We start from the raw sequence: 22,100 nt of genomic DNA, 5'->3' as shown, positions 1-22,100 counted from the left end.
TGTGAAAAAACAGACCCGAATGTTTAAATGGCTTATCCCTCTACTCTGGCTGGCCGCGATGCCGGCTGGCGCCAGCAGTTCGCTACAGCAGATGGAGCGATTTCTATCTGATATGCAGAGCCTGCAGGCCAGCTTTGAACAATCCGTACTCGATCCCCAACAGCACCAAGCGGCCCGTTCGCAAGGGGTTTTCTCCATGCAGCGTCCCGGTCTTTTTCGCTGGGATTATGCGGAACCGGACAAGCAGCAGATTATTGCCGATGGCAGTCAGATCTGGCTTTTGGATCCGGATCTGGAGCAGGTGAGTGTGCAGAGCCAGGATTCGGCGTTACAAGGAACACCGGCCATGTTCCTGATCGGCGGCGATCCGGTTGAAAAGCATTTTGAAGTAATCGATATCGGTGATAGCCAGGGTTTCGCCTGGGTGGAGCTGATTCCCCGCGACAAGGAGAGCCAGTTCGTCCGGGTGCTGCTGGCATTCCAGCAGAATCTGCTACAGCGGATGGAGATGACGGATGCTTTTGGTCAGATAACACGCTTTCAATTTTACGATATCAAGCAGAATCCCAAGTTCGAATCCGGTTTTTTTGTCTTTGCGCGACCGGAATATTACGATCTTTACCAGCAATGAGCGAAGGCCATCGAGTGTCAGACGATCTGTTTTCAAAAGCGGTTTCCGAGTCGATCCGCCCCCTCGCAGATCGTATGCGTCCTCGTACCCTGGACCAGTTTCTCGGGCAGGCCCATATCGTCGGGGAAGGAAAGCCGCTACGCATGGCGATCGAAACCGATCGGCTCCACTCATTGATCTTTTGGGGGCCGCCCGGGACCGGTAAAACCACCCTCGCCACCTTGATCGCCCACCATTCCGGTGCCCAATTCCTCAATCTTTCCGCAGTCCTTTCAGGTGTGAAGGATATCCGTGCCGCGGTAGAGAAGGCCCGGGATGCCCGACGTTTGGATGGCCGAAAAACGGTGCTCTTTATCGATGAGGTACACCGCTTCAATAAGGCGCAACAGGATGCCTTCCTGCCCCATGTGGAGGATGGGACCGTGCTGTTTATCGGTGCCACGACAGAGAATCCCTCCTTTGAACTGAATAATGCACTGCTCTCCCGGGCGCGTACCTATGTATTGAAGAGCCTGGGACCGGATGATCTGGAACAGATTCTCGATCAGGCCCTGAACGATGCGGTAAACGGCTTGGGCGGGCGTGGATTGACGCTGGATCCAGCGCTGCGCCGCCTGATTGCCGAAGCGGCCGATGGGGATGCGCGAAGGGCCCTGAACTTATTGGAGATCTCCGCTGATCTTTCAGGCGGAGAAGAGATTAGCCGCTCGGCCGTGGAAGAGGTAATCGGCGGTAATCTGCGTCGTTTTGATAAAGGGGGCGATGCCTTCTATGACCAGATATCCGCTCTACACAAATCGGTACGGGGCTCCGCCCCGGACGCTTCGCTCTATTGGTTTGCCCGAATGATCGACGGTGGTTGTGATCCACTCTATATTGCCCGGCGTGTGGTGCGCATGGCCTCGGAAGACATCGGCAATGCGGATCCCCGTGCGCTGACTATCGCCCTGAATGCCTGGGAGACGCAGGAACGGCTGGGCAGTCCGGAAGGGGAACTGGCGATTGCGCAGGCGGTACTCTACCTGGCCTGCGCGCCAAAAAGTAATGCGGTCTACACCGCCTACAAAGCGGTACTGCAGGATATCCGGGAATCGGGAACCCATGAGATACCGGTGCACCTCAGAAATGCACCCACCCGACTGATGAAAGAGCTGGGGTATGGTAGAGAATACCGCTATGCCCACGATGAACCGGACGGCTATGCAGCCGGTGAAAACTATTTTCCAGAGACGCTTTCAGCCCGGCAGTACTATTATCCGGTGGAGCGGGGCCTTGAGATAAAAATCGCCGAGAAGCTTGAACGCTTACGTGCGCTGGATCTCCAGGCAAGTAAAAAGAAGTAGTACGATTTGTGGATAAATCGCGCTGTTGTGTGTTCGGGGCATCTAACAGCGTGTAAAATGCTTCACTTGGATTATCAAAGGGGCCGGATCAGTGTTTCAGGTTTTTACCATTGCGGCAGGCGGGGCTGTCGGGGCGTTGATGCGCTTCTGGGTCTCCAATGGTATCTATGGTCTATTTGGTAGAGGGTTCCCCTATGGCACGCTGACGGTCAATGTACTGGGCTCCATGGCGATGGGTTTCCTTTATATCCTGTTTCTGGAGCGAATGAATGTCAGCCCCGAGGTCCGCGGTGCCTTGCTGGTAGGATTTCTGGGTGCATTTACCACCTTTTCCACCTTTTCCATCGAGACACTCAACCTGATTGAGCAAGCCGATTTTGCCAAAGCGGGCCTGAACATGATTGTGTCGGTGGGTGCCTGTCTGGTGGCCTGTTGGTTCGGTGTGATACTAGGGAGACAGTTATGAGCAGCAAACCGGTAACCATGGTTCGAATCTATCTCACCGAAGGGAAGCACCAGTATCAGCAGTTGCTGGAGCTGTTGCACGATAAAGAGCAGGTGGCCGGTGTTACCGCTTTTCGTGGCATTGCCGGATTTGGACAGTCCGGCACGATGCACTCTTCGACATTGATCGATATGTCGTTGGATCTACCTATCGTGTTGGAGTTTTTTGACGACCCTGAAAAGGTGTCCACCGTACTTGAACATTTATACTCTTTTATCAAGCCTGGCCACATTGTGAGTTGGCCGGCATTTGTTAACAGTGGTGAATAAAACATGCTCGACCCGCGCTTATTAAGAACTGAACTCGAGACGACTGCTGAGCAACTGAAACGACGTGGAGTTGTGCTGGATGTGGAACAGATCCGCTCCCTGGAAGCGTCACGGAAAAAACTGCAGGTGACCGCTCAAGATCTGCAAAATCTACGCAACAGCCAGTCCAAGCAAATTGGTCAGGCAAAAGCGGCCGGTGCGGATATTCAGCCACTGCTGGCTGAAGTGGCGGATTTGGGGGAAAAGCTCAAGGCGACTCAGGACGAGTTAAACCAGATACAAGATCGGCTTAGTGATATTGCCCTGGGTATACCCAATATTCCACACAGTTCAGTTCCTGACGGAAACGATGAGGCGGACAATCGGGAAGAGCGCCGCTGGGGAGAGCCCAAACAGTTTGACTTTGAGCCTAAAGATCATGTGGATCTTGGGGATGCCAAGGGTTGGTTGGACTTTGAAACCGCGGCCAAGATTACCGGATCACGTTTTGTTACCATGCAGGGGCCGTTGGCGCGAATGCACCGGGCGCTGGCCCAGTTCATGCTGGATACCCACACCCGCGAGCACGGCTACACCGAAACCTATGTCCCCTTCATGGTGAATGCAGACAGCCTGCAAGGGACCGGACAACTGCCGAAATTTGAGCAGGATCTATTCAAATTGTCCGGTGAGTTTCCCTACTACCTCATCCCGACAGCGGAAGTGCCGGTGACCAATCTGGTAAGAGGCGTCATCATTGAGGATGTGGATATGCCACGTAAGTGGGTTTCACAAACTCCCTGCTTCCGCAGTGAGGCCGGTTCCTATGGTCGTGATACACGGGGCATGATCAGGCAGCATCAGTTTGAGAAGGTTGAGATGGTACAGATAGTGCGGCCCTCGGAGTCCTATCAGGTTCTGGAGGAACTCACCGGCCACGCAGAGACAATATTGCAGAAACTGGTGCTTCCTTATCGAGTAGTGACCCTCTGTACCGGCGATATCGGTTTCTCAGCTGCCAAGACCTACGATATCGAAGTGTGGTTGCCGGCGCAAAATACCTATCGTGAAATCTCGTCCTGTTCCAATTTTGAAGACTTTCAGGCACGTCGCCTGCAGGCACGCTGGCGTAATCCGGAAACCGGCAAACCTGAATTGGTACATACACTGAATGGTTCCGGGCTGGCGGTCGGGCGTACCCTGGTGGCGGTGATGGAGAATTACCAGCAGGCAGATGGCAGCATTCTTGTACCCGAGGTGCTGCGGCCCTACATGGGTGGTATGGAGCGACTTAACTGAAATCGTGCATCATGAACATAAAAAAACGCGGCCACATGGCCGCGTTTTTTTATCCTACTCGGAAAGAGAATCTTCGTTTACACCAACATAATCAGTAGCAACACAAAGCCCACTACGGCGAGCAGGGGGATTACAGCCGCCATCCAGTCACCTTGCTGAGCCCTTGGGCCGTGTTCCATCCACTGTTTGGCTTTCGGGAAAAGGAAAAACAGCATCATACCCATGGTGACGGCCAGAGCAATCTGCAACCAGATATTGTCCATCTACATCTCCAAACAAAACCCCGGCAACAGGCCGGGGTTAGTTAGTCATTAGCTCGATCGGTCAGTCGTCTCCACCGAACACGCCCAGAATCTGCAGCAGAGAGATGAAGATGTTGAAAATGGCCATGTACAGGCTGTAAGTGGCATAGATGTAATTGGTCTCCCCACCATTCATCATCTGGCTGGTCTGGAACAGGATATAGGCACTCATCAGTAGCATTACGCCGGCAGAGATCGCCAATGAGAGGAAGGGCAAGTGGAGGAAGATGTTGGCGATAATGGCCACCATCATGACCAACATGCCGGCAAAAACGAATCCACCCATGAAGCTGAAATCACGCTTGCTGGTTAGCGCGTAGCCGGATAATCCCAGGAAAATCACGCCTGTCCCACCCAGGGCAGTGGCAATAATTTGAGGGCCGTGTGGCAGTTTCAGATAGAGCGTCAGAATTGCGCCGAGTCCAAAGCCAAGCAGGCCGGTAATCAGGAAAATCACGCCAAGACCAGCGGATGAATTGGCGGTACGGGGCAGTACGAACATACCTAAAATCATGGCGCCGATCACGGATAGCATGTAAGCCATCGGAGGCATAACCAAGAACATGGAAACCATGGCCATTACGCCGCTAAACAGCAGTGTTGCCGAAAGCAGCATGTAGGTGTTTTTGATGACTTTATTTACCGCAAGAGCACTCTGTGCCGGTTGTGCGATAGTCTGGTTAAATCGATTCATGTTGCAATTTCTCCATTAAATCCGATGGTTATGCAGGTTTTATAGTACAGTCCAACTGCTTAGTATGACTGCAAAAATGTCCGTTGGTTCAGGCTTGATTGGATGATCATAGCATACTGAATTGAGGCGGAACTTCAATAAATCAAGTCCTTAAAAATAGTGCGTCAAGTACTGGCGAAACCCAGGAGGATCGGGTATTCTTCGCAACTCAAAATTTGGAGAGATGGCAGAGCGGTTGAATGCACTGGTCTTGAAAACCAGCGAGGGTTTGTAGCCCTCCCAGGGTTCGAATCCCTGTCTCTCCGCCAAATAAAAAGCCCCGCCTTGTGCGGGGCTTTTTATTTGGCGGAGTACACAGGCCTTGGTGAGAACCCTTCGTTCGACAGATCGGCAGGAGCCGATCTGGACGTTGCCGCAGGCGACGCCCGGAGGGTGAGCGCCAGGGATGGCGCGAATCAATCCTCAATCTGCTGGTATTTTCTGACCCGCCTAAACGCGCGCTGCATCATTCGGTTGTACAATACCCATTGACGGAAATGTACCGATGTTATCGTTATTAAGCTGGCGTTGAGTGAAATCACTACAGGGGTAGCCGGATGGCCACTATTGATGTCTTTAACGGAGATGCCGACGGTATCTGCGCGTTACTACAGTTGCGACTCGCTAATCCGCAGGAGAGTATCCTGGTTACGGGTGTCAAGCGGGATATCAATCTGCTACGCAAAGTGGTGGCTGGGGAGGGTGACCGGGTAAATGTTCTGGATATCTCCATGGATAAGAATAAACGGGATGTTGCCCGGTTACTGGATGCAGGTGCTGAACTGTTTTATGTGGACCACCATTTGGCAGGTGAAATCCCCGCGCATCCTCACCTAAAAGCAATAATTGATACCGATTCTGGCGTCTGCACCAGTCTATTGGTTGATCAATATCTGAAAGGCCGATTTAGATCTTGGGCATTAACGGCTGCCTTTGGCGATAACCTGGTGAAAGTCGCAGAGACTATCGGGCAGCAATCCGGTCTGCCCAGTGAGCAACTGCAACAACTGCACCTTCTTGGAACCTGCCTTAATTACAATGGTTATGGTGAAACGGTGGCGGATTTACATGTGGCCCCGGATAGCCTGTTTTGCTCATTGCTTGCCTACCCGAATCCGGTGGACTTTATATCTGATCCGGATTCTTGTTACCAGCGGCTTTATGACGGTTATCGTGACGATCTTGCCAAGGCCGAAGTGGTAAAAGCGGACTATGTAACAGATAGGGTGGCTGTCTTCATCTTGCCAGATGCGCCTTGGGCAAGGCGGGTGAGTGGCGTGTTCGGCAATGCCTTGGCCAATGCCCATCCACAAAGAGCCCATGCGATTGTGACGGTGAGAACTCAGGGTGGGTATCAAGTCAGTGTGCGTGCGCCGGCAAATAATAAAAGCGGTGCGGATGTGCTATGTAACCAATTTCCGAGCGGTGGCGGTCGACGTGGTGCCGCCGGTATCAATCAACTGCCAGTAGACCAATATGCAGAGTTTGTCGCTGCATTTGAGGCTCAGTACCAATAGGGCCTTTGAGCTTTGACTCCAAATCGATTATCCGCCTGATTTTAGTCTGAATAGGCTGTGTTTGGGGTAAATTAGACATAGCCCGTCGTCAACGCAATCTTGACATCATGCTATGTTACAGTTAGCTTTCCATATTGAATAATTAGTTATTAATTTCCTATCTATGGACGGCCGGAATAGTGGATGTTTGGCCCAATTGGAGTGATTGAGTGATCAAGGTTCTACTTGTTGATGATCATGAGCTCGTGCGAACGGGGTTTCGCCATATCCTCCAGGATTCTCCGGGGATAGAGGTTATTGGTGAAGCGGAGAGCGGCGAGGATGCCGTTATCAAGGCGAAACAGCTCAAGCCGGATCTGGTGTTGATGGATGTCAATATGCCGGGAATCGGTGGGATTGAGGCGACCCGTCGGGTCCGCCGCCAAAACCCGGGGACCCAGGTGATAGCTGTAACGGTTCTCGCTGATGCCCCGTTTCCAGAACAGTTGCATGAGGCCGGTGCGCTTGGTTATCTCACCAAGGGCTGCCCGGCTGAAGAGCTTTTTCAGGCTATCAAGATGGTGGCTTCCGGTCGTCCTTTCATCTCCAATGAAGTTTCTCAGAAATTGACCCTGGCGATGTTGACCGGGAGTAATCCTGATTCACCTTTTAACCGGCTATCCCAGCGGGAGATGCAGGTTTTGATGATGATTACCCAAGGCCAAAAGACCCAGTTCATCTCCGACTCCCTCTGCCTGAGTCCCAAAACGGTCAGCACTTATCGTCACCGCTTGTTTGAAAAACTTGATGTTGAGACGGATGTGGAATTGACCTTGCTGGCGATACGCCACGGATTGATTTCGACTGCCAATTGACGTCATTTGATCCCGATTGTCGCCGGTGTCCCCGCTTGTCCTCCTTTCTGGATCAGGTGAAAGTCGAATATCCGGACTACTATGCCAGGCCGGTCCCGCCCTTTGGTGACACCGCTGCGCGTCTGCTTGTGGTTGGTTTGGCCCCGGGCATGCATGGGGCCAATGCTTCTGGTAGACCTTTTACCGGGGATGATGCCGGAGTCCTGTTATATGAAACACTTCACCAATTTGGGTTTTGCAATAAGCCTGAGTCGGTGTCGGTCAACGATGGTTTAGAGCTGACTGACTGCCGAATTACCAATGCGGTTAAATGTCTCCCTCCGCAGAACAGACCGGTTGCCAGTGAGATCAATACCTGTAATCGCTATCTCGTAGAAGAGCTTAACGCGTTGCCGCAGTCGGCTGTCATTGTCGCCTTGGGTGTGGTTGCCCATCATGCCGTGCTTAAAGCTTTGGGGTTGAAACGGAAGCCCTATCGGTTTACCCATGCGGCTTGTCATCGTCTCGCAAACGGCCTGCGACTGATCGACTCCTATCACTGCAGCCGCTACAACACGCAGACACGGCGGCTCACACCCGAGATGTTCCATGCCGTTTTTGCCCGTGCCAGAAATCTGCTGAACGCTCTATAATGGCGCTATGGCGGCAGAAAATTCCACAGCAGTATTCGATCACCAGAGTTTCCTTAAAAATTTGACTGGACTGCCCGGCGTCTACCGTATGCTCGACGCCGAGGGAGCGGTGCTCTATGTGGGGAAGGCCAAGAATCTGAAGCGGCGGGTCAGCAGTTACTTTACCCGTGCCTTGAATCGGCGAATTCAGTTGATGGTTGCCCGGATCCAAGCTATTGAAGTCACGGTTACTCATACTGAAGCCGAGGCGCTGATTCTTGAGAATAATCTGATCAAGTCCCTCAAGCCGAAATACAATATCTTATTGCGGGATGATAAGAGTTACCCCTATATCTATCTCTCAGCCGATACCTTTCCCCGGCTTGCCTACCATCGTGGTAAACGCCAGGCCAAGGGGCGCTTTTTTGGGCCCTATCCGAATGCCGGCTCTATGCGTGAGACCCTGCAGTTGCTGCAGAAGCTGTTTCCGGTGCGGCAGTGTGATGATACGTTTTACAATAATCGTTCGCGACCTTGTCTGCAGTATCAAATCAAGCGTTGTGGTGCGCCTTGTGTTGGGTTGATTTCAGCCGAGACGTACGCCGAGGATGTCAGAGATGCGGTACTTTTTCTTGAGGGCAAGACCCGGCAAGTGATCGATGGGTTGGCGAAGCGAATGGAGCGGGCTTCTGTGGCGCTGGAGTTTGAACAGGCGGCGCGGCTGCGCGATCAGATCGCGGCGTTGAGTCGAATCCAGGAGAAACAGTACATCACCGGTGAGCGGGGTGATATGGACATTATCGCCTGTTCCGTGAAGGGGGGGGCAGCTTGCATTCAACTGTTTTTTATTCGTAACGGACGCAATCTCGGGAACAAGAGCTTTTTCCCCAGTACGGCCGGTGCGGAGCGGGAGGGGGAAATCCTGTCTGCCTTTATCCCGCAGTACTATATCGGTAAACAGATACCACAAGAGATTCTTCTGAGTCACCCGGTGGATGACAGGTCTCTGCTCGAGGAGGTCTTGAGCCAGGAGGGGGGACGCCAAGTTAAATTGCGCCTGCAGGTGCGGGGAAATCGTGCTCAATGGTTGCGTATGGCGGTACAGAATGCACAACTTGCGCTGGATGCACGACTGGCCAGTAAGGCCGGGATGCAAAAACGTGTCGAGGCGTTACAGCAAGCCTTGTCTCTGGATGAATCGCCCGGCCGCATGGAGTGTTTCGATATCAGTCATACAAGTGGTGAGTTGACCGTTGCTTCCTGTGTAGTATTCGATGGGACGGGGCCGCTCAAGTCCGATTATCGACGATTCAATATTGAAGGCATCCAGGGCGGCGATGACTATGCGGCCATGGCCCAGGCTTTAACGCGACGCTACACGCGCATCCAGTCGGGGGAGGGCGTATTACCCGACATCTTGTTTATCGATGGTGGAAAGGGTCAACTGCAGGCGGCTGCCAATGTGCTGGATGAGCTGGCTATTGTGGGCGTACAACTGGTCGGTGTTGCAAAAGGGCCGGATCGCAGGCCCGGTATGGAGCAACTGTTCTTGTTCGGTGCAGATAGCCCCATTATACTGCCTGCAGATTCGCCGGCCCTACATCTGATCCAACAGATTCGTGATGAGGCACACCGGTTTGCCATTACCGGTCACCGCCAGCGGCGGGAAAAAAGTCGTAAAACCTCCGTGCTGGAACAAATCCCCGGGATAGGATCCAAGCGACGGCAACGTCTGTTAAAACAGTTTGGCGGTCTGCAGGGTATTGTTCGTGCGGGTATCGTTGATCTGGAACGGGTCGAAGGTATCAGCCATAAACTGGCTGAGCAGATCTATGCGGCCTTTCATGAAGAAAAATAGGGAATCATGTTTCAGAATATACCCAATATACTGACGCTCTTGCGGATACTTTTGATCCCGGTCTTTGTGGTGCTGTTTTATCTCCCCTGGGAGTACGCGACAGAGGCTTGTGCCATGGTGTTCGCGCTGGCAGCGGTCACGGACTGGTTTGACGGTTATCTGGCCAGACGATTGAAACAGGTATCGGCCCTGGGGGCATTTCTTGATCCGGTGGCGGATAAGCTGATGGTAGCGGCGGCATTGATCCTTTTGGTACAACAGGATCCCATCCCGGGTTTGGCTATTCCTGTGCTGGTAATCATTGGCAGAGAGATCACCATTTCCGCTCTGCGTGAGTGGATGGCGGAGATTGGTGCGCGTGCGCAGATAGCGGTCTCGGCTATAGGAAAAGTCAAGACGGCTTTTCAGATGACAGCCATTTTTTTCATGATTTACCGAAGTGATTTTTATGGTCTGCCACTGTATACCATTGGTTTCGTGCTGCTGTATGTCGCCGTCATCCTGACGCTCTGGTCGATGTTTATGTACCTCAGGGCGGCCTGGCCAAGCCTCAATGACTCGTCCAATCCGGAGGAAGAGAAAAACGACTGATCAGGGTGATCTTCAGCTTGACACTGTCGGCTGGGAGACTACAATAGCCCGCGCATCAGGAGACGCGGGAATAGCTCAGCTGGTAGAGCACAACCTTGCCAAGGTTGGGGTCGCGAGTTCGAATCTCGTTTCCCGCTCCAAGTTACGGAATACCCCGGGCAACGACTCGGGGTTTTCTTCTTCAGGTGGTGGAAAAAGTTCTGTAAATACTGGATACTTCCGCTCCTGAACAGATAAATGGCTGAGTAGCAAAGTGGTTATGCAGCGGTTTGCAAAACCGTCTACCTCGGTTCGACTCCGGGCTCAGCCTCCATTTTATCCGCTTTAAAATCTTCTGCCCGGGTGGCGAAATTGGTAGACGCAGCGGACTTAAAATCCGCCGGTCATTGCGACCGTGCCGGTTCAAGTCCGGCCCCGGGCACCATTTAAGGCTCAGTTAAACACGCCACATGAAAAGGGCCCGTTATACGGGCCTTTTTTTCTTATCACGGTATGGGTTGACTCAACCGCATTTTGAATCACCGCAATTCAGGCAGGTGAGGCAGCCGTCCATCAGGATTGCTGCCTTGGTATTGCACTTTTTGCAGAGCTGGGCACCCTCAGGAAAGTCACTGTCGTGTTCTTTGTCACGCAGGTTGATGGACTCTTCATACTGGGCGCGCTTTTCCTCGATCAACTTTTGCTGGTGCTCGTCAGGGCCTTCTTCTTTCAGCAGGCCAATCATGACCAGATGGCAGTGAATGGCGTCACCGATCTCGGCCACCAGAGAGGGCATGTACTTGCCGCCTTTCTTGAAATAACCACCGCTGGGATCAAATACCGAACGCAGCTCCTCCACCAGGAAGGTGACATCGCCACCCTTACGGAACACCGCTGAAATAATGCGGGTCAGGGCCACGATCCACTGGAAGTGATCCATATTTTTGGAGTTGATGAACACCTCATAGGGACGGCGCACCTCATGCTCGGTACCGTGATTGAGGATGATGTCATTGATGGTTACGTACAGTGCATGCTCGGAAAGCGGTGTGCTGATCTTGTAGGTTGAACCGAATAACATCTCCGGGCGCGCCACCTTTTCATGCATATGAATAATATTGCTTTCCGGCGTTTTTACCTCGACGGGTGCCGGGGCCTCTTCCTCTTTGGCGACACTGTAGCCTACGATTTTATTATCAATCTTGATTGCCATTTGCTTAACCCTGTCAGTATTGACTGATCGGTTGAATCTGTGTGCCAGACTAAAGTTCTGGCGATCTTTGGTTCGTTTGTTACTGCGGCCTAGAACTTGCCGTAGTAACCCTCTTTCATCGCGTCGAATAGATTGGCGGCAGTATGTATTTCGCCGTCATATTCGATCTCCTCGTTGCCTTTGGCCTCAATTACCGTGCCATCTTCCAGGGTGAATTGATAGGTGGTATTGGCGAGGTCTTCCTCTTTCACCAGCACACCCTGGAACGCTTCCGGATTGAAGCGGAACGTGGTACAGCCCTTCAGACCCTGCTCATAGGCATATAGATAGATATCCTTGAACGCATCGTAATCAAAATCGGTCGGTACATTGGCCGTTTTGGAAATCGATGAGTCAATCCACTTTTGTGCGGCCGCCTGGACATCCACATGTTGTTTCGGCTTAATTTGGTCTGCAGTAATGAAGTAATCCGGCAACTGCTTGTCGGCATCGTCGGAGTAGGGCATGGCTTCTTTGTTAATCAGTTCCCGATAGGCCAGCAGTTCAAAGCTGAAGACGTCAACCTTCTCTTTGCTCTTCTTCCCTTCACGAATGACATTGCGCGCATAATGATGGGCGAAACTGGGCTCGATACCGTTACTGGCATTGTTTGCCAGGGAGAGTGAGATGGTACCGGTAGGGGCGATAGAACTGTGATGAGTGAAGCGACAACCTGTTTCGGCCAGTTGCTCAATGAGTTCAGGATCTTCACTGGCGACCTGCTGCATATACCGGCTGTACTTGGCATGCAGGACTTTCCCCTTCACCTTGTCGCCGATTTTCCAGTTGTCGACCGCCATCTCGGGGCGCTGGGTGAGCATCTCCTTGGTGACGGTGAATTCCTGCTCCATTATCGGTGCGGGACCTTTCTCCTGGGCCAGTTCCAGTCCGGTCTTCCAGCCCACCATGGCCAGCTCTTTGGTCACTTTTTCGGTGAATCGCAGTGATGCCGCATCGCCGTACTGCATGCCGAGCATGGTCATCGTGGACCCTAATCCCAGATAACCCATGCCGTGGCGGCGCTTGAGCTCAATCTCTTTACGCTGTTCTTCCAGAGGCAGGCCGTTAATTTCAACCACGTTATCCAGCATACGGGTAAAGATGGCGACGACCTCGCGGAATTCGGCCCAATCAAACGCCGCTTCCTGGGTGAAGGCGTTGCGTACGAACTTGGTCAAATTGATCGAACCGAGCAGGCAGGCTCCATAGGGAGGTAGAGGCTGTTCACCACAGGGATTGGTGGCACGAACATTTTCGCAGAACCAGTTGTTGTTCATCTCGTTGACTTTATCGATCAGGATGAAACCGGGCTCAGCATAGTCATAGGTTGAGGACATAATGACATCCCACAGCCGCTGGGCACGAATGGTCTTATAGATCTTGCAGGCCACCCGGGTGCCGGTTTCATCGACGATAAAGCCCTCTTTATAAGGCCATTCGCGCCAGATGATCTGTTTGCTGTTGGTCAGGTCGATGCCGTCTTCGTGAAGCTCTTTTTCCGAAATAGGAAAGGCCAGATCCCACTTGGCATCCTGCTTCACCGCTTCCATGAACTCTTCTGTGATCAACAGGGAGAGATTGAACTGGCGTAACCGCCCGGCTTCGCGCTTGGCACGAATAAAGTCCATGACATCCGGATGGCCCACGTCAAAGGTCGCCATCTGGGCGCCGCGTCTTCCACCGGCAGATGAGACGGTGAAACACATCTTGTCATAGATATCCATGAAGGAGAGTGGCCCGGAAGTGTAGGCACCGGCACCGCTCACATAGGCACCGCGGGGTCGTAGGGTGGAGAATTCGTAACCAATGCCGCAGCCGGCTTTCAGTGTCAGCCCTGCTTCGTGAACCTTGCCCAGGATCTCATCCATAGAATCATAGATGGTGCCGGATACGGTGCAATTGATGGTTGAGGTAGCGGGCTTATGCTCCAGGGCGCCGGCATTGGAGGTGATACGACCGGCCGGGATGGCACCACGTCTGAGTGCCCAGAGAAAGCGCTCTTTCCACTCTTGCTGTAATTCGGGGGTCAGTTCGATCTCTGCCAGCGCTTTTGCGACGCGTCGATAGGTGCCGTCTATATCCTGGTCGACAGGTGTCCCGTCCTTTGCCTTCAGTCGATACTTGGTGTTCCAGATGTCAAGAGAGGCGGGTTGCAAGGGAATCTCCACAGCGGCAGTGGGTACAGCTTTAAGGTGGGCACTTTTCATGTCACACAAATCCTTGGGCTCTTATATTTATATGATATATCAGCTTTGCGTCAGGATCCGGAACTTGGAATTCCGGTGCGCACTGGCGGTTATTGCTTTTCTAAGTTTAAAACTTCACAACGTCGTTAAGGGTGTTCAATAACTACAGCGGTTTGGGGTGTATCCGGGTAATTCTGCTCTCATGTGCGACCCCTATATATAGTAGCTTTACTTTCCCTGTTTGGCATGAAAACACAATATGTTGTGTTTGGATGGGTGGAGATTATGGCGCTTGTTGACTTCTGTCAAGTCTGCTTATGCTGCATAAGAAAAGACTAATAAATTTTAAAAACAACAGGTTATAACTCCTCTATGGGTAAATAAATTAGATAAGTATCGGAAAAAAAAGGGAAATCAAAAAAACACAATATATTGTGCTTAAAGTGGACGCTGTTAACAACAACTAGTTATTTAGCGGATCTGTTGCGCGCCAGTGATAGGGTACAGGTTGGTTGCAAGAAGGGAAGGGATAGCCACCTGTGCCTCATGGTTGTTTGCCTGGCGCACAGGTGGCCGTTTTTGGCGCATATTCCCACTACCTACTTGTCTGTCCCTTCCGGTTTCGGTTTTACAGCCGGTTGCTGGGGGGCGGCAGGAAGATAGGGGGCCCCGTAGTAGGGGTAGTAGCCATAGGGGGCAAAACCATATCCATAAGGCGGGTAGCCGCCATAATAGGGATAGCCTCCGTAGTAAGGGTATCCACCCCAAGGTCCACCGGACCATGGGCCGCCCCAGTCGTCCCAGGGACCCCATCCCCAGAAGGCGTTAGCAGATAAAGGAGCCATAACCGCAGAGGTGGCTATGAGTGCAGCAGTAAGAAAGCGGCGTCTCTTATTCATATCATCCCTCCGATCTAGATTGTCTTTAACGAACTGTTGCAGGTTAAGGATAACGATTTAAGGTAAATTTGATTTTGATTGAGATCATTTAATTAGTAATAAATTATATATTAATATGTACCTAAGTAGTTTTTATCGGGATGGAAATCAAGGTGTCTGAACGGAGAACAACGCTGGTATTGGGGATCGGCAATACGCTACTGACGGATGAGGGGGTAGGCGTGCATGTCATCCGGCGACTACAGGAACAGTATCCAGACAGAGAGGATGCCGTTTTTATCGATGGTGGCACGCTCAGTTTTTCTCTTGCTGGCTTATTGGCGGAACATGATCAGCTAATTGTTGTGGATGCCGCCAGGACAGGTGGCACACCAGGTTCCATCGTCTGTTACGTGGAGTCTGAGATGGACCGTTACCTCACGGGCAATAGGCAAAGTGTCCACGAAGTGGGCCTCACCGACCTTTTGGATATTGCCCGTCTTTCTGATCATTACCCTGAAAAACGGGCATTGATCGGCATTGAGCCGGAAAGCCTTGATTGGGGTGAACAGCCATCCCTCGTGGTTGACGCAGCCCTGCCCGCGGCGGTGCAAACAGTGTTGGATTTGATCGATCAATGGACGCTTGGGCATCCCTGATTCTGTCGCCGTTCCGACCGGGTTTAATATGCCAAATTAACGTTGGCAGATGGCGGGTATATATTATTAAGTTATTGTTATTGAATGGATAAAAAAATATTCACGAAAGAAAAAGATAACATGATCTGGGTCATCAACCATTTCTCACAATAAGGATAGTCTTGTGTTAAAAGTAAATAAGCATATGAGCGTATTCGATCATAAAGCCGCTCAATCGGTAACAGGGACTGAAATGCCGGGGATGACACACAATACACTGCCACTGCTGAATGAAGTGCGTCACGCGCTCAAGCGGTTGGTACGTACCGGTGAACCTACCATCATTGACCTACGGGCTATTCCTTTCGGGCCAGGTGACGAAGCTCGCCTTCTTTCACTCCTGGGTGAAGGGGAGGTGGTAGCCGTGCTCGATGCTTTGGGCAAAACAACCGTCAAAGAGACCGGGTTCAGCGGCGTCTGGATTGTCGATCATTACAACACCGAAGAGGAGCGAATAGCCTTCCAGATTGAGGTGGTGGATATTCCGGATCTGCTACGTGCCCAGACGGATGACATGTACGAAAGCATGGGTAAATTAGAAGAGCTGTTGGATACCGAGATGGAGAAATCGACATAACTGTTTTGCCGAAAACGTAGAGAGATGGCAGCGGCCCTGCTGTTTGATCAGGACCGTGGTGAGAATAACAACAGTATTGACAGAGATCGTAATAGATTAGGGAGGTTACATGGCTGAACAAAGTACCCTGGGCGACAGCCTAAGGCGTCACGGGGTTACGCGGCGCGGTTTTCTGAAGTTCTGCACTGCAACGGCCTCACTGATGGCGCTGCCGCCAACCATGGTCCCGGCGATTGCCGAGGCGCTGGAAAAAGCCAAGCGTCCTTCGGTCATCTGGCTTTCATTTCAGGAGTGTACCGGCTGCACCGAATCTCTGACCCGCAGTCATTCGCCGTCGGTTGAGAGTCTGATCTTCGACCATATCTCCCTGGATTATCACCATACCCTGCAAGCCGCCGCCGGTGAGGCGGCCGAGGCAGCCCGTGAGGCGGCCATGCTTGAGAACAAGGGGAATTACATCCTGGTGGTGGATGGTTCGATCCCACTGGGCAACCCGGGGTACTCCACCATTGCCGGTGTTAGCAACCTGCAAATGCTGGAAGAGACGGCGAAGGATGCGGCGGCTATCGTGGCGGTAGGGACTTGTGCCGCGTTTGGCGGTCTGCCACAGGCTAACCCCAATCCTACCGGGGCGGTCTCCGTGTCCGATGTCATCAAGGATAAACCGATTATCAATGTTTCAGGTTGTCCGCCGATTCCCACTGTGATCACCGGCGTGCTGGCCCACTTCCTCACCTTTGGCACGATACCCGAACTGGATCAGTACAAACGCCCCAAAGTGTTTTACGGGCAGAGTATCCATGATCGCTGCTATCGACGGCCCTTCTATGACAAGGGTTTGTTTGCCGAGACCTTTGATGATAAAGGGGCTAAAGCTGGTTGGTGTCTCTATAAGCTTGGCTGCAAAGGTCCGATGACCTATAACGCCTGCGCCACCGCCAAATGGAATCAGGGAACCAGTTGGCCGGTGGAGTCGGGACACGGTTGCCTGGGCTGTTCTGAACCGCGGTTCTGGGATGCAGGCGGATTCTACAACGCACTCTCCGTGCCGATTAGCGACAATTCACAAACCGTCGCATTTGCGGCGGCCGCCGGTTTGGCGTTGGGCGCTGCCGCGGCTGGTCTCAACTACAAAACCAAGGATGAGGCAAAGAAGGCACATGGAACTGTCACTATTGATGATCTGGAGAAAACATCATGAATGAACCGATGGACTTTCTCATTTGGACCCGTGGTACGGCATTCAATATTGCCGTTACCATCTTTGTAATTGGTGTCATCTTACGTTTGTTTGAGATTATTTCACTGGGGCGTAAGCAGAATCTGGCCGAAGCCAAGGGTACCGAGTTCGGCCCGGGGATGAAGACCGTTCTCACTCGATCTATCCCCGATCTGGGCACGTTCAGAAGACAACCGCTTACCGTGGTCACTGGTTATATGTTTCACATCGGTCTGTTTGTCAGCCTGATACTGTTTGTCCCGCATATTCAACTGTTCCGCGCTACCTTCGGGTTCGCTTGGCCCGGCCTGCCGACACCGATAGTCGATGCGGCGGCCGTGTTGGCGATTATCGGTCTGTTGGCGGGACTTTGGCACCGCATCATGAATCCGGTGATGCGAAAGATTACCACCTGGGAAGATTGGTTGGTGTGGGGGCTGACTTTCCTGCCCATACTGACCGGCTATCTGGCTTATCACCGCATGGTGAATCCTTATGCCTTCGTTCTCGGTCTGCATATATTGAGTGTGGAAGCTTTGATGATTGCCTTCCCGTTCACCAAGTTGATGCACACGTTCACTGTCTTTCTTTCGCGCTGGTATAACGGCGCCATGAGCGGCCGCCGGGGGGTTGAGTCATGAGTGAAGCCACACTTGAACGGGGAATCAATGCCCTGAAAGAACAGATCGATGCACCGGTTGCCGCCTTTTTTTCCAGCTGTGTCAGCTGTGGTATGTGTGCCGAAGCCTGTCTTTTCTATACCGAAACGGGTGATCCAAAATACACACCCATTTACAAACTGGAGCCCTTACGCCGGGTCTGGGAGTCTGAATACACATTGGTGGGAAAGATAAAGAAGGTACTGGGTCTGCATAAGCCGGTAACCGATGAGATGCTGCAGGAGTGGCAAGAGTTGCTCTACGACAGTTGTACCATGTGTGCCCGTTGCTCCATGATCTGCCCGGTCGGTAACGATATCGCCTACATGGTACGCAAAACCCGTGAAGGTATGGTGGCTTCCGGAAATGCGCCTGAAGGGGTCAAAGGGGCAACGACACGCGCCGTGACCATCGGTAGCCCGATGGGGATCAAGCTGAGTGCGCTGGAAGCACAGATCAAACACATCGAAGCTGATAGCGGTTTGAAGATCCCCGTGGATGTGGAAGGGGCCGACTATTTGGCTCTGCTCTCCTCTATGGAGATCATAAATTTTCCCGAATACCTGCAGGGACTGGCCAAGATATTCAAGCAGGCCGGGATCAGCTGGACCCTCTGTTCCACCGCTTTTGAGGCGACCAACTCCGGAATACAGATCGGTTCCAGCGATATTGCCCGAACCCTGGTGCAACGTATCGTCGATGGCGCAGAACGGCTGAAGGTGAAGAACGTCATTAGCCCGGAGTGTGGGCATGCCTACACCGCCATTCGCTGGGATGGTCCTAATTTGGTCGGACGACCCTTTCCTTTCCGGGTGATTCATATCCTGGAATTGTTGGATGAATTACGTGCCGCCGGACGGATCAAGACCCAAGACCTGGAAACCGACTGCTACACCTTCCACGATCCCTGTTCGATTGCCCGTAAGGGGGGGGTTATTGAGGGACCGCGGCGTCTGATGAACATGGTTACCACTAACTTTGTGGACATGAAAGATCACGGCAAGATGGCCTGGTGCTGTGGCGGTGGTGGCGGTGTATCGAGCAATGAAGATGCGGAAGAGCTGCGTATCAAGGTCTTTAAGAAAAAGAAAGACCAGATCGAAGAGACTGGTGCCGATGTGCTGGTGACCGCCTGTGCCAACTGCCGCCTGGTGATTGAAGAGGGGCTTGAAGAGTACCGGGTTGAACTACCGGTTGTCGGGCTTTCCGAGTTGATTGCAGACCACTTGGTGGTGGATGAAGAGACAACGCAACCCAATGAATAGCCATGGCTTCCGTTCTCGATGAACGGGACAATTGAAAATAACAGATTGCTGTAGCGCACTGTGCGCGAAACACCGTTCACCGATATCTGGGAGCGGTTAAGGGAGAACAGAAATATGAGCGAGCGCATTGTCGTTGATCCGATCACACGTATTGAAGGCCATCTACGCATCGAAGCACAGATGGATGGCAATAATATCGGGCAGGCCTACTCATCCGGCACCATGGTGCGTGGCATCGAAACAATCCTCAAGGGGCGTGATCCACGCGATGCCTGGGCTTACGTGCAACGCATCTGTGGAGTCTGTACTCTGGTGCACGGTATGGCTTCCATCCGTGCCGTCGAAGATGCTTTGAATTATGAAATCCCAAAAAATGCGCAACTGATCCGGAATTTGATGATCGGTGCCCAGTATATCCATGATCATGTGATGCACTTTTACCATCTGCATGCCCTGGACTGGGTGGACGTCGTGTCGGCGCTGAATGCTGATCCCAAGGCAACGTCCGAGTTGGCCCAATCTCTGAGTAGTTGGTCAAAATCGTCGCCTGGTTATTTTGCCGACATGAAGAAGAAGTTGAAGGGGTTTGTCGATGGCGGCCAACTGGGTATTTTTTCCAAAGCCTACTGGGGGCATCCCGCCTATAAGTTGCCACCTGAAGCCAATTTGATGGCGGTGTCCCACTACCTCGAAGCACTCACTTGGCAACGGGATGTAGCCAAACTGCATGCCATATTCGGCGGTAAGAATCCGCACCCCAACTTCCTGGTAGGTGGGGTGGCTTCACCCATCGACCTCAATTCGGATTCGGCCATCAATGCCAAGAAGCTCTCCCAGGTTCAGGACATCATCAATCAGATGCGTGAATTCGTGGATCAGGTTTATCTGCCCGATACGCTGGCCGTTGCCTCCTTCTATAAGGATTGGTTCAAGCGGGGTGAGGGGCTGGGTAACTTCATGTGTTATGGCGACCTGCCCGCTACCAGTATGAACGATCCATCCGGTTTCCTGTTCCCGGCCGGTGTCATACTGAATCGAGATCTCAGCATAGTACATGAAATCGACGTGCACGATGCATCGCAGATCCAGGAGTACGTGAAACACTCCTGGTACGACTATGATGACGGCAAGGACAAGGGTCTGCATCCTTATGATGGTGAGACCAACCTCAATTACACCGGGCCCAAACCGCCTTATAAACATCTGGATGTCGAGCAGGCCTATTCCTGGCTTAAATCTCCACGCTGGAAAAACAATGCGATGGAGGTGGGCCCGCTGGCGCGGGTGTTAATGCTCTACGCCAAAGGGCATGAGCCGACCCAAGCATTGGCCACCTTTGCGTTGCAAAAGCTGGATGTGCCTATCGATGCCCTGTTCTCCACGCTGGGTCGAACAGCCGCTCGCACGCTGGAATCGAAGATCCTGGCTGACGGTATGCAGGGTTGGTATGACGATCTGGTGGCCAATATCAAAGGGGGAGACAGCAAGACCTTCAATGACAAGCTGTGGGATCCGTCAAGCTGGCCAAGTGAATGCCAGGGGGCGGGGTACATGGAAGCGCCACGGGGAGCCCTCGGGCACTGGATTGTCATTAAGGATACCAAGATTAAAAATTATCAGGCAGTGGTGCCCTCAACCTGGAATGCCGGGCCACGTGATAGCGAGGGTAAAGCGGGAGCTTATGAAGCGGCATTGCAAGACAACCATCAGTTGCACGATCCCAAACAGCCGATCGAAATCCTGCGTACTATTCACAGCTTCGATCCCTGTATTGCCTGTGCGGTGCACCTGTCAGATGAGGAGGGTGAAGAGATGGTACAGGTGAAGGTCACCTGATCCTGAGCCAGCGTGTCGGTCTCCTCCCCCGGGGAGTGTGGGAGGGGACCGAACGGTTCACGATACGCCGGCATTTTTTTAAAATAACTACAACACAAAGCGGTATCTATGAAGCAGTCCAGCCGTACAGCCATGCCTCGCGAAGGCATGCAACCATCAGCCACATCCGCCTCCCTTCGTATCGGTTACCACAGTAGAAAAAGCGATCTTCTTATTCGGGCCATTATCTGGGGCTTTGTCGGTAGTATCTTCGGCGGGCTCTATATTGGTTTTATCGGCATGTTGATACCAAGCATTGCCGGTAATTGGGTGATTATTCCGGCTGCCGCTTTTGCCGGTGCGGTGGGCGCAGCATTCTACGGTTCATTCCAGGTGGCGATTATCGGAACGTTAGCCGGGGCGGCGTCCGGTATCGGCTATCTGATCGTTGCGGAAAACGGCCAGCTTAGCGAAATGTCCGCGGTTTCTCTGGTGGCGGGTGTGGTGGCTGGGTTTATCTACGGCAATACCCATCGGGAGGTGAGTGGGGCGCTAATGAAAGCGTTGACCGGGCTGGTTGCCGGTGCGCTTGCCGGCAGTTTGCTCTGGCTATCTTTATGGGTCGGAGCAGTGCTGAACAGTTTTTTTTCCGCGCTCATACTGGTGCCGATTACAGGAGCTTTTTACGTCTCCGGAACTTATAGATTGACTGACAGACTGGCGTGCCGTTTGCCATTGCCAATGGTTGGATCACTGGTCGCTGCGCTGCTTTCCGTAGTGATCGCTGGCAGCATTTGGAGCGTGCACGAAGCGATGTTGGCCAGCTATCAGTTGGCCGCCTCTACCACAGAACCTGCCGCCCTGATACGGACACTGGGGTCGATACTGGGTGGTGCCATCGGTGGAATGGTGGCCGGTGGGTTGTTTGCCCGAGTCGGGCTCAAGTGGCAAGATGCAGGTCGATATCGCTTAGATTCCGGGGATGACCTCGTTGAGCGAGTGTCTGAGGTTCCCTAGGTGTACCACCTCCTGGCGTCATCACCGATCGCCTATAGCCTATAGCCTATTGATCGCACCGGT

22 protein-coding genes and 4 tRNA genes are annotated in these 22,100 nt (G+C 52.6%); 21 read left to right on the top strand and 5 right to left on the bottom strand.

What is annotated here, in order from left to right; all coding sequences use genetic code 11:
- Window position 1: 1 nt before the first annotated feature.
- From lolA to serS, 5 genes are all read left to right on the top strand, one after another.
- Window positions 2–631, top strand: coding sequence for an outer membrane lipoprotein chaperone LolA (gene lolA / locus ACQY5R_RS04210; RefSeq protein WP_428604894.1), 630 nt, complete (start codon window positions 2–4; stop codon window positions 629–631).
- Window positions 632–705: 74 nt separating this feature from the next.
- Window positions 706–1,974: a replication-associated recombination protein A gene (locus ACQY5R_RS04205; protein WP_428604891.1), complete on the top strand. Its 1,269-nt coding sequence runs from the start codon at window positions 706–708 to the stop codon at window positions 1,972–1,974.
- Between the two features lie 91 nt (window positions 1,975–2,065).
- A complete protein-coding gene (crcB, locus tag ACQY5R_RS04200; RefSeq protein WP_428604888.1) occupies window positions 2,066–2,440 on the top strand; it encodes a fluoride efflux transporter CrcB in 375 nt (124 codons plus the stop codon).
- The gene (locus tag ACQY5R_RS04195; RefSeq protein WP_428604886.1) at window positions 2,437–2,748 is read left to right on the top strand and encodes a DUF190 domain-containing protein; all 312 of its coding nucleotides are present in this window, start codon (window positions 2,437–2,439) and stop codon (window positions 2,746–2,748) included. Before crcB ends, ACQY5R_RS04195 begins: the two co-directional genes overlap by 4 nt.
- Before the next feature lie 3 nt (window positions 2,749–2,751).
- The gene (serS, locus tag ACQY5R_RS04190) at window positions 2,752–4,026 is read left to right on the top strand and encodes a serine--tRNA ligase (protein WP_428604883.1); all 1,275 of its coding nucleotides are present in this window, start codon (window positions 2,752–2,754) and stop codon (window positions 4,024–4,026) included.
- Between the two features lie 77 nt (window positions 4,027–4,103).
- Here serS and ACQY5R_RS04185 read toward each other — a convergent pair whose 3' ends face one another.
- Both ACQY5R_RS04185 and ACQY5R_RS04180 read right to left on the bottom strand, forming a co-directional pair.
- On the bottom strand, window positions 4,104–4,289 hold the full coding sequence (locus ACQY5R_RS04185; RefSeq protein ID WP_428604881.1) for a hypothetical protein: 186 nt from the start codon (window positions 4,287–4,289) through the stop codon (window positions 4,104–4,106).
- Between the two features lie 61 nt (window positions 4,290–4,350).
- Window positions 4,351–5,022 carry a Bax inhibitor-1/YccA family protein gene (locus tag ACQY5R_RS04180; RefSeq protein ID WP_428604878.1) on the bottom strand — a complete coding sequence of 224 codons (672 nt, stop codon included), beginning with the start codon at window positions 5,020–5,022 and terminating at the stop codon, window positions 4,351–4,353.
- Between the two features lie 217 nt (window positions 5,023–5,239).
- Between ACQY5R_RS04180 and ACQY5R_RS04175 the strand changes: the two genes are divergently transcribed.
- From ACQY5R_RS04175 to ACQY5R_RS04135, 9 genes are all read left to right on the top strand, one after another.
- Window positions 5,240–5,330 (top strand) — tRNA-Ser (locus tag ACQY5R_RS04175).
- Window positions 5,331–5,792: 462 nt separating this feature from the next.
- Entirely contained in the window at window positions 5,793–6,578 is a 786-nt protein-coding gene (locus ACQY5R_RS04170) for an acetyltransferase (RefSeq protein ID WP_428604876.1), read from the top strand.
- A 209-nt stretch (window positions 6,579–6,787) separates the two neighbouring features.
- Window positions 6,788–7,432: a response regulator gene (locus tag ACQY5R_RS04165; RefSeq protein ID WP_428604874.1), complete on the top strand. Its 645-nt coding sequence runs from the start codon at window positions 6,788–6,790 to the stop codon at window positions 7,430–7,432.
- Complete coding sequence (locus ACQY5R_RS04160; protein WP_428604871.1) at window positions 7,429–8,064, top strand: uracil-DNA glycosylase; 636 nt, start codon at window positions 7,429–7,431, stop codon at window positions 8,062–8,064. Before ACQY5R_RS04165 ends, ACQY5R_RS04160 begins: the two co-directional genes overlap by 4 nt.
- Window positions 8,065–8,071: 7 nt before the next feature.
- The gene (uvrC, locus tag ACQY5R_RS04155) at window positions 8,072–9,901 is read left to right on the top strand and encodes an excinuclease ABC subunit UvrC (RefSeq protein ID WP_428604868.1); all 1,830 of its coding nucleotides are present in this window, start codon (window positions 8,072–8,074) and stop codon (window positions 9,899–9,901) included.
- 6 nt (window positions 9,902–9,907) lie between these two features.
- Window positions 9,908–10,492 carry a CDP-diacylglycerol--glycerol-3-phosphate 3-phosphatidyltransferase gene (gene pgsA, locus ACQY5R_RS04150; RefSeq protein WP_428604865.1) on the top strand — a complete coding sequence of 195 codons (585 nt, stop codon included), beginning with the start codon at window positions 9,908–9,910 and terminating at the stop codon, window positions 10,490–10,492.
- Window positions 10,493–10,556: 64 nt separating this feature from the next.
- Window positions 10,557–10,632, top strand: a tRNA-Gly gene (locus ACQY5R_RS04145).
- A 99-nt stretch (window positions 10,633–10,731) separates the two neighbouring features.
- A tRNA-Cys gene (locus tag ACQY5R_RS04140) sits at window positions 10,732–10,805 on the top strand.
- 23 nt (window positions 10,806–10,828) lie between these two features.
- Window positions 10,829–10,916: transfer RNA gene (locus ACQY5R_RS04135), tRNA-Leu, on the top strand.
- A gap of 78 nt (window positions 10,917–10,994) precedes the next feature.
- Here the strand turns inward: ACQY5R_RS04135 and ACQY5R_RS04130 are convergent.
- The 3 genes from ACQY5R_RS04130 to ACQY5R_RS04120 all read right to left on the bottom strand — a co-directional run bounded on the left by ACQY5R_RS04130 (window position 10,995) and on the right by ACQY5R_RS04120 (window position 14,808).
- Complete coding sequence (locus tag ACQY5R_RS04130; protein ID WP_428604863.1) at window positions 10,995–11,684, bottom strand: NrdJb; 690 nt, start codon at window positions 11,682–11,684, stop codon at window positions 10,995–10,997.
- A gap of 89 nt (window positions 11,685–11,773) precedes the next feature.
- Window positions 11,774–13,930 carry an adenosylcobalamin-dependent ribonucleoside-diphosphate reductase gene (locus tag ACQY5R_RS04125; protein WP_428604861.1) on the bottom strand — a complete coding sequence of 719 codons (2,157 nt, stop codon included), beginning with the start codon at window positions 13,928–13,930 and terminating at the stop codon, window positions 11,774–11,776.
- A gap of 578 nt (window positions 13,931–14,508) precedes the next feature.
- On the bottom strand, window positions 14,509–14,808 hold the full coding sequence (locus ACQY5R_RS04120; RefSeq protein WP_428604858.1) for a sulfur globule protein CV3: 300 nt from the start codon (window positions 14,806–14,808) through the stop codon (window positions 14,509–14,511).
- Between the two features lie 140 nt (window positions 14,809–14,948).
- On the opposite strand from ACQY5R_RS04120, the gene ACQY5R_RS04115 reads away from it, so the two are divergent.
- The 7 genes from ACQY5R_RS04115 (at window position 14,949) to ACQY5R_RS04085 (ending at window position 22,037) form a co-directional block, all read left to right on the top strand.
- Window positions 14,949–15,446 (top strand): HyaD/HybD family hydrogenase maturation endopeptidase, encoded by a 498-nt coding sequence (locus ACQY5R_RS04115; RefSeq protein WP_428604857.1) that lies wholly within the window; start codon window positions 14,949–14,951, stop codon window positions 15,444–15,446.
- A 163-nt stretch (window positions 15,447–15,609) separates the two neighbouring features.
- Window positions 15,610–16,062, top strand: a complete 453-nt coding sequence (locus ACQY5R_RS04110; protein WP_428604854.1) for a hydrogenase expression/formation C-terminal domain-containing protein — start codon at window positions 15,610–15,612, stop codon at window positions 16,060–16,062.
- Between the two features lie 109 nt (window positions 16,063–16,171).
- Window positions 16,172–17,263: a hydrogenase small subunit gene (locus tag ACQY5R_RS04105; RefSeq protein ID WP_428604852.1), complete on the top strand. Its 1,092-nt coding sequence runs from the start codon at window positions 16,172–16,174 to the stop codon at window positions 17,261–17,263.
- A complete protein-coding gene (locus ACQY5R_RS04100; protein WP_428604850.1) occupies window positions 17,260–17,922 on the top strand; it encodes a hypothetical protein in 663 nt (220 codons plus the stop codon). The genes ACQY5R_RS04105 and ACQY5R_RS04100 overlap by 4 nt, the downstream gene beginning before the upstream one ends.
- Window positions 17,919–19,205, top strand: a complete 1,287-nt coding sequence (locus ACQY5R_RS04095) for a (Fe-S)-binding protein (protein WP_428604847.1) — start codon at window positions 17,919–17,921, stop codon at window positions 19,203–19,205. The genes ACQY5R_RS04100 and ACQY5R_RS04095 overlap by 4 nt, the downstream gene beginning before the upstream one ends.
- A 114-nt stretch (window positions 19,206–19,319) precedes the next feature.
- The gene (locus ACQY5R_RS04090) at window positions 19,320–21,041 is read left to right on the top strand and encodes a nickel-dependent hydrogenase large subunit (protein WP_428604844.1); all 1,722 of its coding nucleotides are present in this window, start codon (window positions 19,320–19,322) and stop codon (window positions 21,039–21,041) included.
- Between the two features lie 108 nt (window positions 21,042–21,149).
- Window positions 21,150–22,037, top strand: coding sequence for a hypothetical protein (locus ACQY5R_RS04085; protein ID WP_428604842.1), 888 nt, complete (start codon window positions 21,150–21,152; stop codon window positions 22,035–22,037).
- Window positions 22,038–22,100 lie beyond the last annotated feature (63 nt).

The organism is Sedimenticola sp., assembly GCF_050289425.1.
Classification (GTDB): Bacteria; Pseudomonadota; Gammaproteobacteria; order Chromatiales; family Chromatiaceae; genus Sedimenticola.
Note: the sequence above shows the minus strand (reverse complement) of the source record. Positions and strands in the feature narration are given on the sequence as shown.

What these genes read in the sequence shown, in the direction of transcription:
- ACQY5R_RS04205 (WP_428604891.1), top strand. Translation starts at nt 706, where the DNA reads ATGCGTCCTCGTACCCTGGACCAGTTTCTCGGGCAGGCCCATATCGTC.
- ACQY5R_RS04195 (WP_428604886.1), top strand. Translation starts at nt 2,437, where the DNA reads ATGAGCAGCAAACCGGTAACCATGGTTCGAATCTATCTCACCGAAGGG.
- serS (WP_428604883.1), top strand. Translation starts at nt 2,752, where the DNA reads ATGCTCGACCCGCGCTTATTAAGAACTGAACTCGAGACGACTGCTGAG.
- ACQY5R_RS04185 (WP_428604881.1), bottom strand. Translation starts at nt 4,289, where the DNA reads ATGGACAATATCTGGTTGCAGATTGCTCTGGCCGTCACCATGGGTATG.
- ACQY5R_RS04180 (WP_428604878.1), bottom strand. Translation starts at nt 5,022, where the DNA reads ATGAATCGATTTAACCAGACTATCGCACAACCGGCACAGAGTGCTCTT.
- ACQY5R_RS04170 (WP_428604876.1), top strand. Translation starts at nt 5,793, where the DNA reads ATGGATAAGAATAAACGGGATGTTGCCCGGTTACTGGATGCAGGTGCT.
- uvrC (WP_428604868.1), top strand. Translation starts at nt 8,072, where the DNA reads ATGGCGGCAGAAAATTCCACAGCAGTATTCGATCACCAGAGTTTCCTT.
- pgsA (WP_428604865.1), top strand. Translation starts at nt 9,908, where the DNA reads ATGTTTCAGAATATACCCAATATACTGACGCTCTTGCGGATACTTTTG.
- ACQY5R_RS04130 (WP_428604863.1), bottom strand. Translation starts at nt 11,684, where the DNA reads ATGGCAATCAAGATTGATAATAAAATCGTAGGCTACAGTGTCGCCAAA.
- ACQY5R_RS04125 (WP_428604861.1), bottom strand. Translation starts at nt 13,930, where the DNA reads ATGAAAAGTGCCCACCTTAAAGCTGTACCCACTGCCGCTGTGGAGATT.
- ACQY5R_RS04120 (WP_428604858.1), bottom strand. Translation starts at nt 14,808, where the DNA reads ATGAATAAGAGACGCCGCTTTCTTACTGCTGCACTCATAGCCACCTCT.
- ACQY5R_RS04115 (WP_428604857.1), top strand. Translation starts at nt 14,949, where the DNA reads ATGGAAATCAAGGTGTCTGAACGGAGAACAACGCTGGTATTGGGGATC.
- ACQY5R_RS04105 (WP_428604852.1), top strand. Translation starts at nt 16,172, where the DNA reads ATGGCTGAACAAAGTACCCTGGGCGACAGCCTAAGGCGTCACGGGGTT.
- ACQY5R_RS04100 (WP_428604850.1), top strand. Translation starts at nt 17,260, where the DNA reads ATGAATGAACCGATGGACTTTCTCATTTGGACCCGTGGTACGGCATTC.
- ACQY5R_RS04095 (WP_428604847.1), top strand. Translation starts at nt 17,919, where the DNA reads ATGAGTGAAGCCACACTTGAACGGGGAATCAATGCCCTGAAAGAACAG.
- ACQY5R_RS04090 (WP_428604844.1), top strand. Translation starts at nt 19,320, where the DNA reads ATGAGCGAGCGCATTGTCGTTGATCCGATCACACGTATTGAAGGCCAT.
- ACQY5R_RS04085 (WP_428604842.1), top strand. Translation starts at nt 21,150, where the DNA reads ATGAAGCAGTCCAGCCGTACAGCCATGCCTCGCGAAGGCATGCAACCA.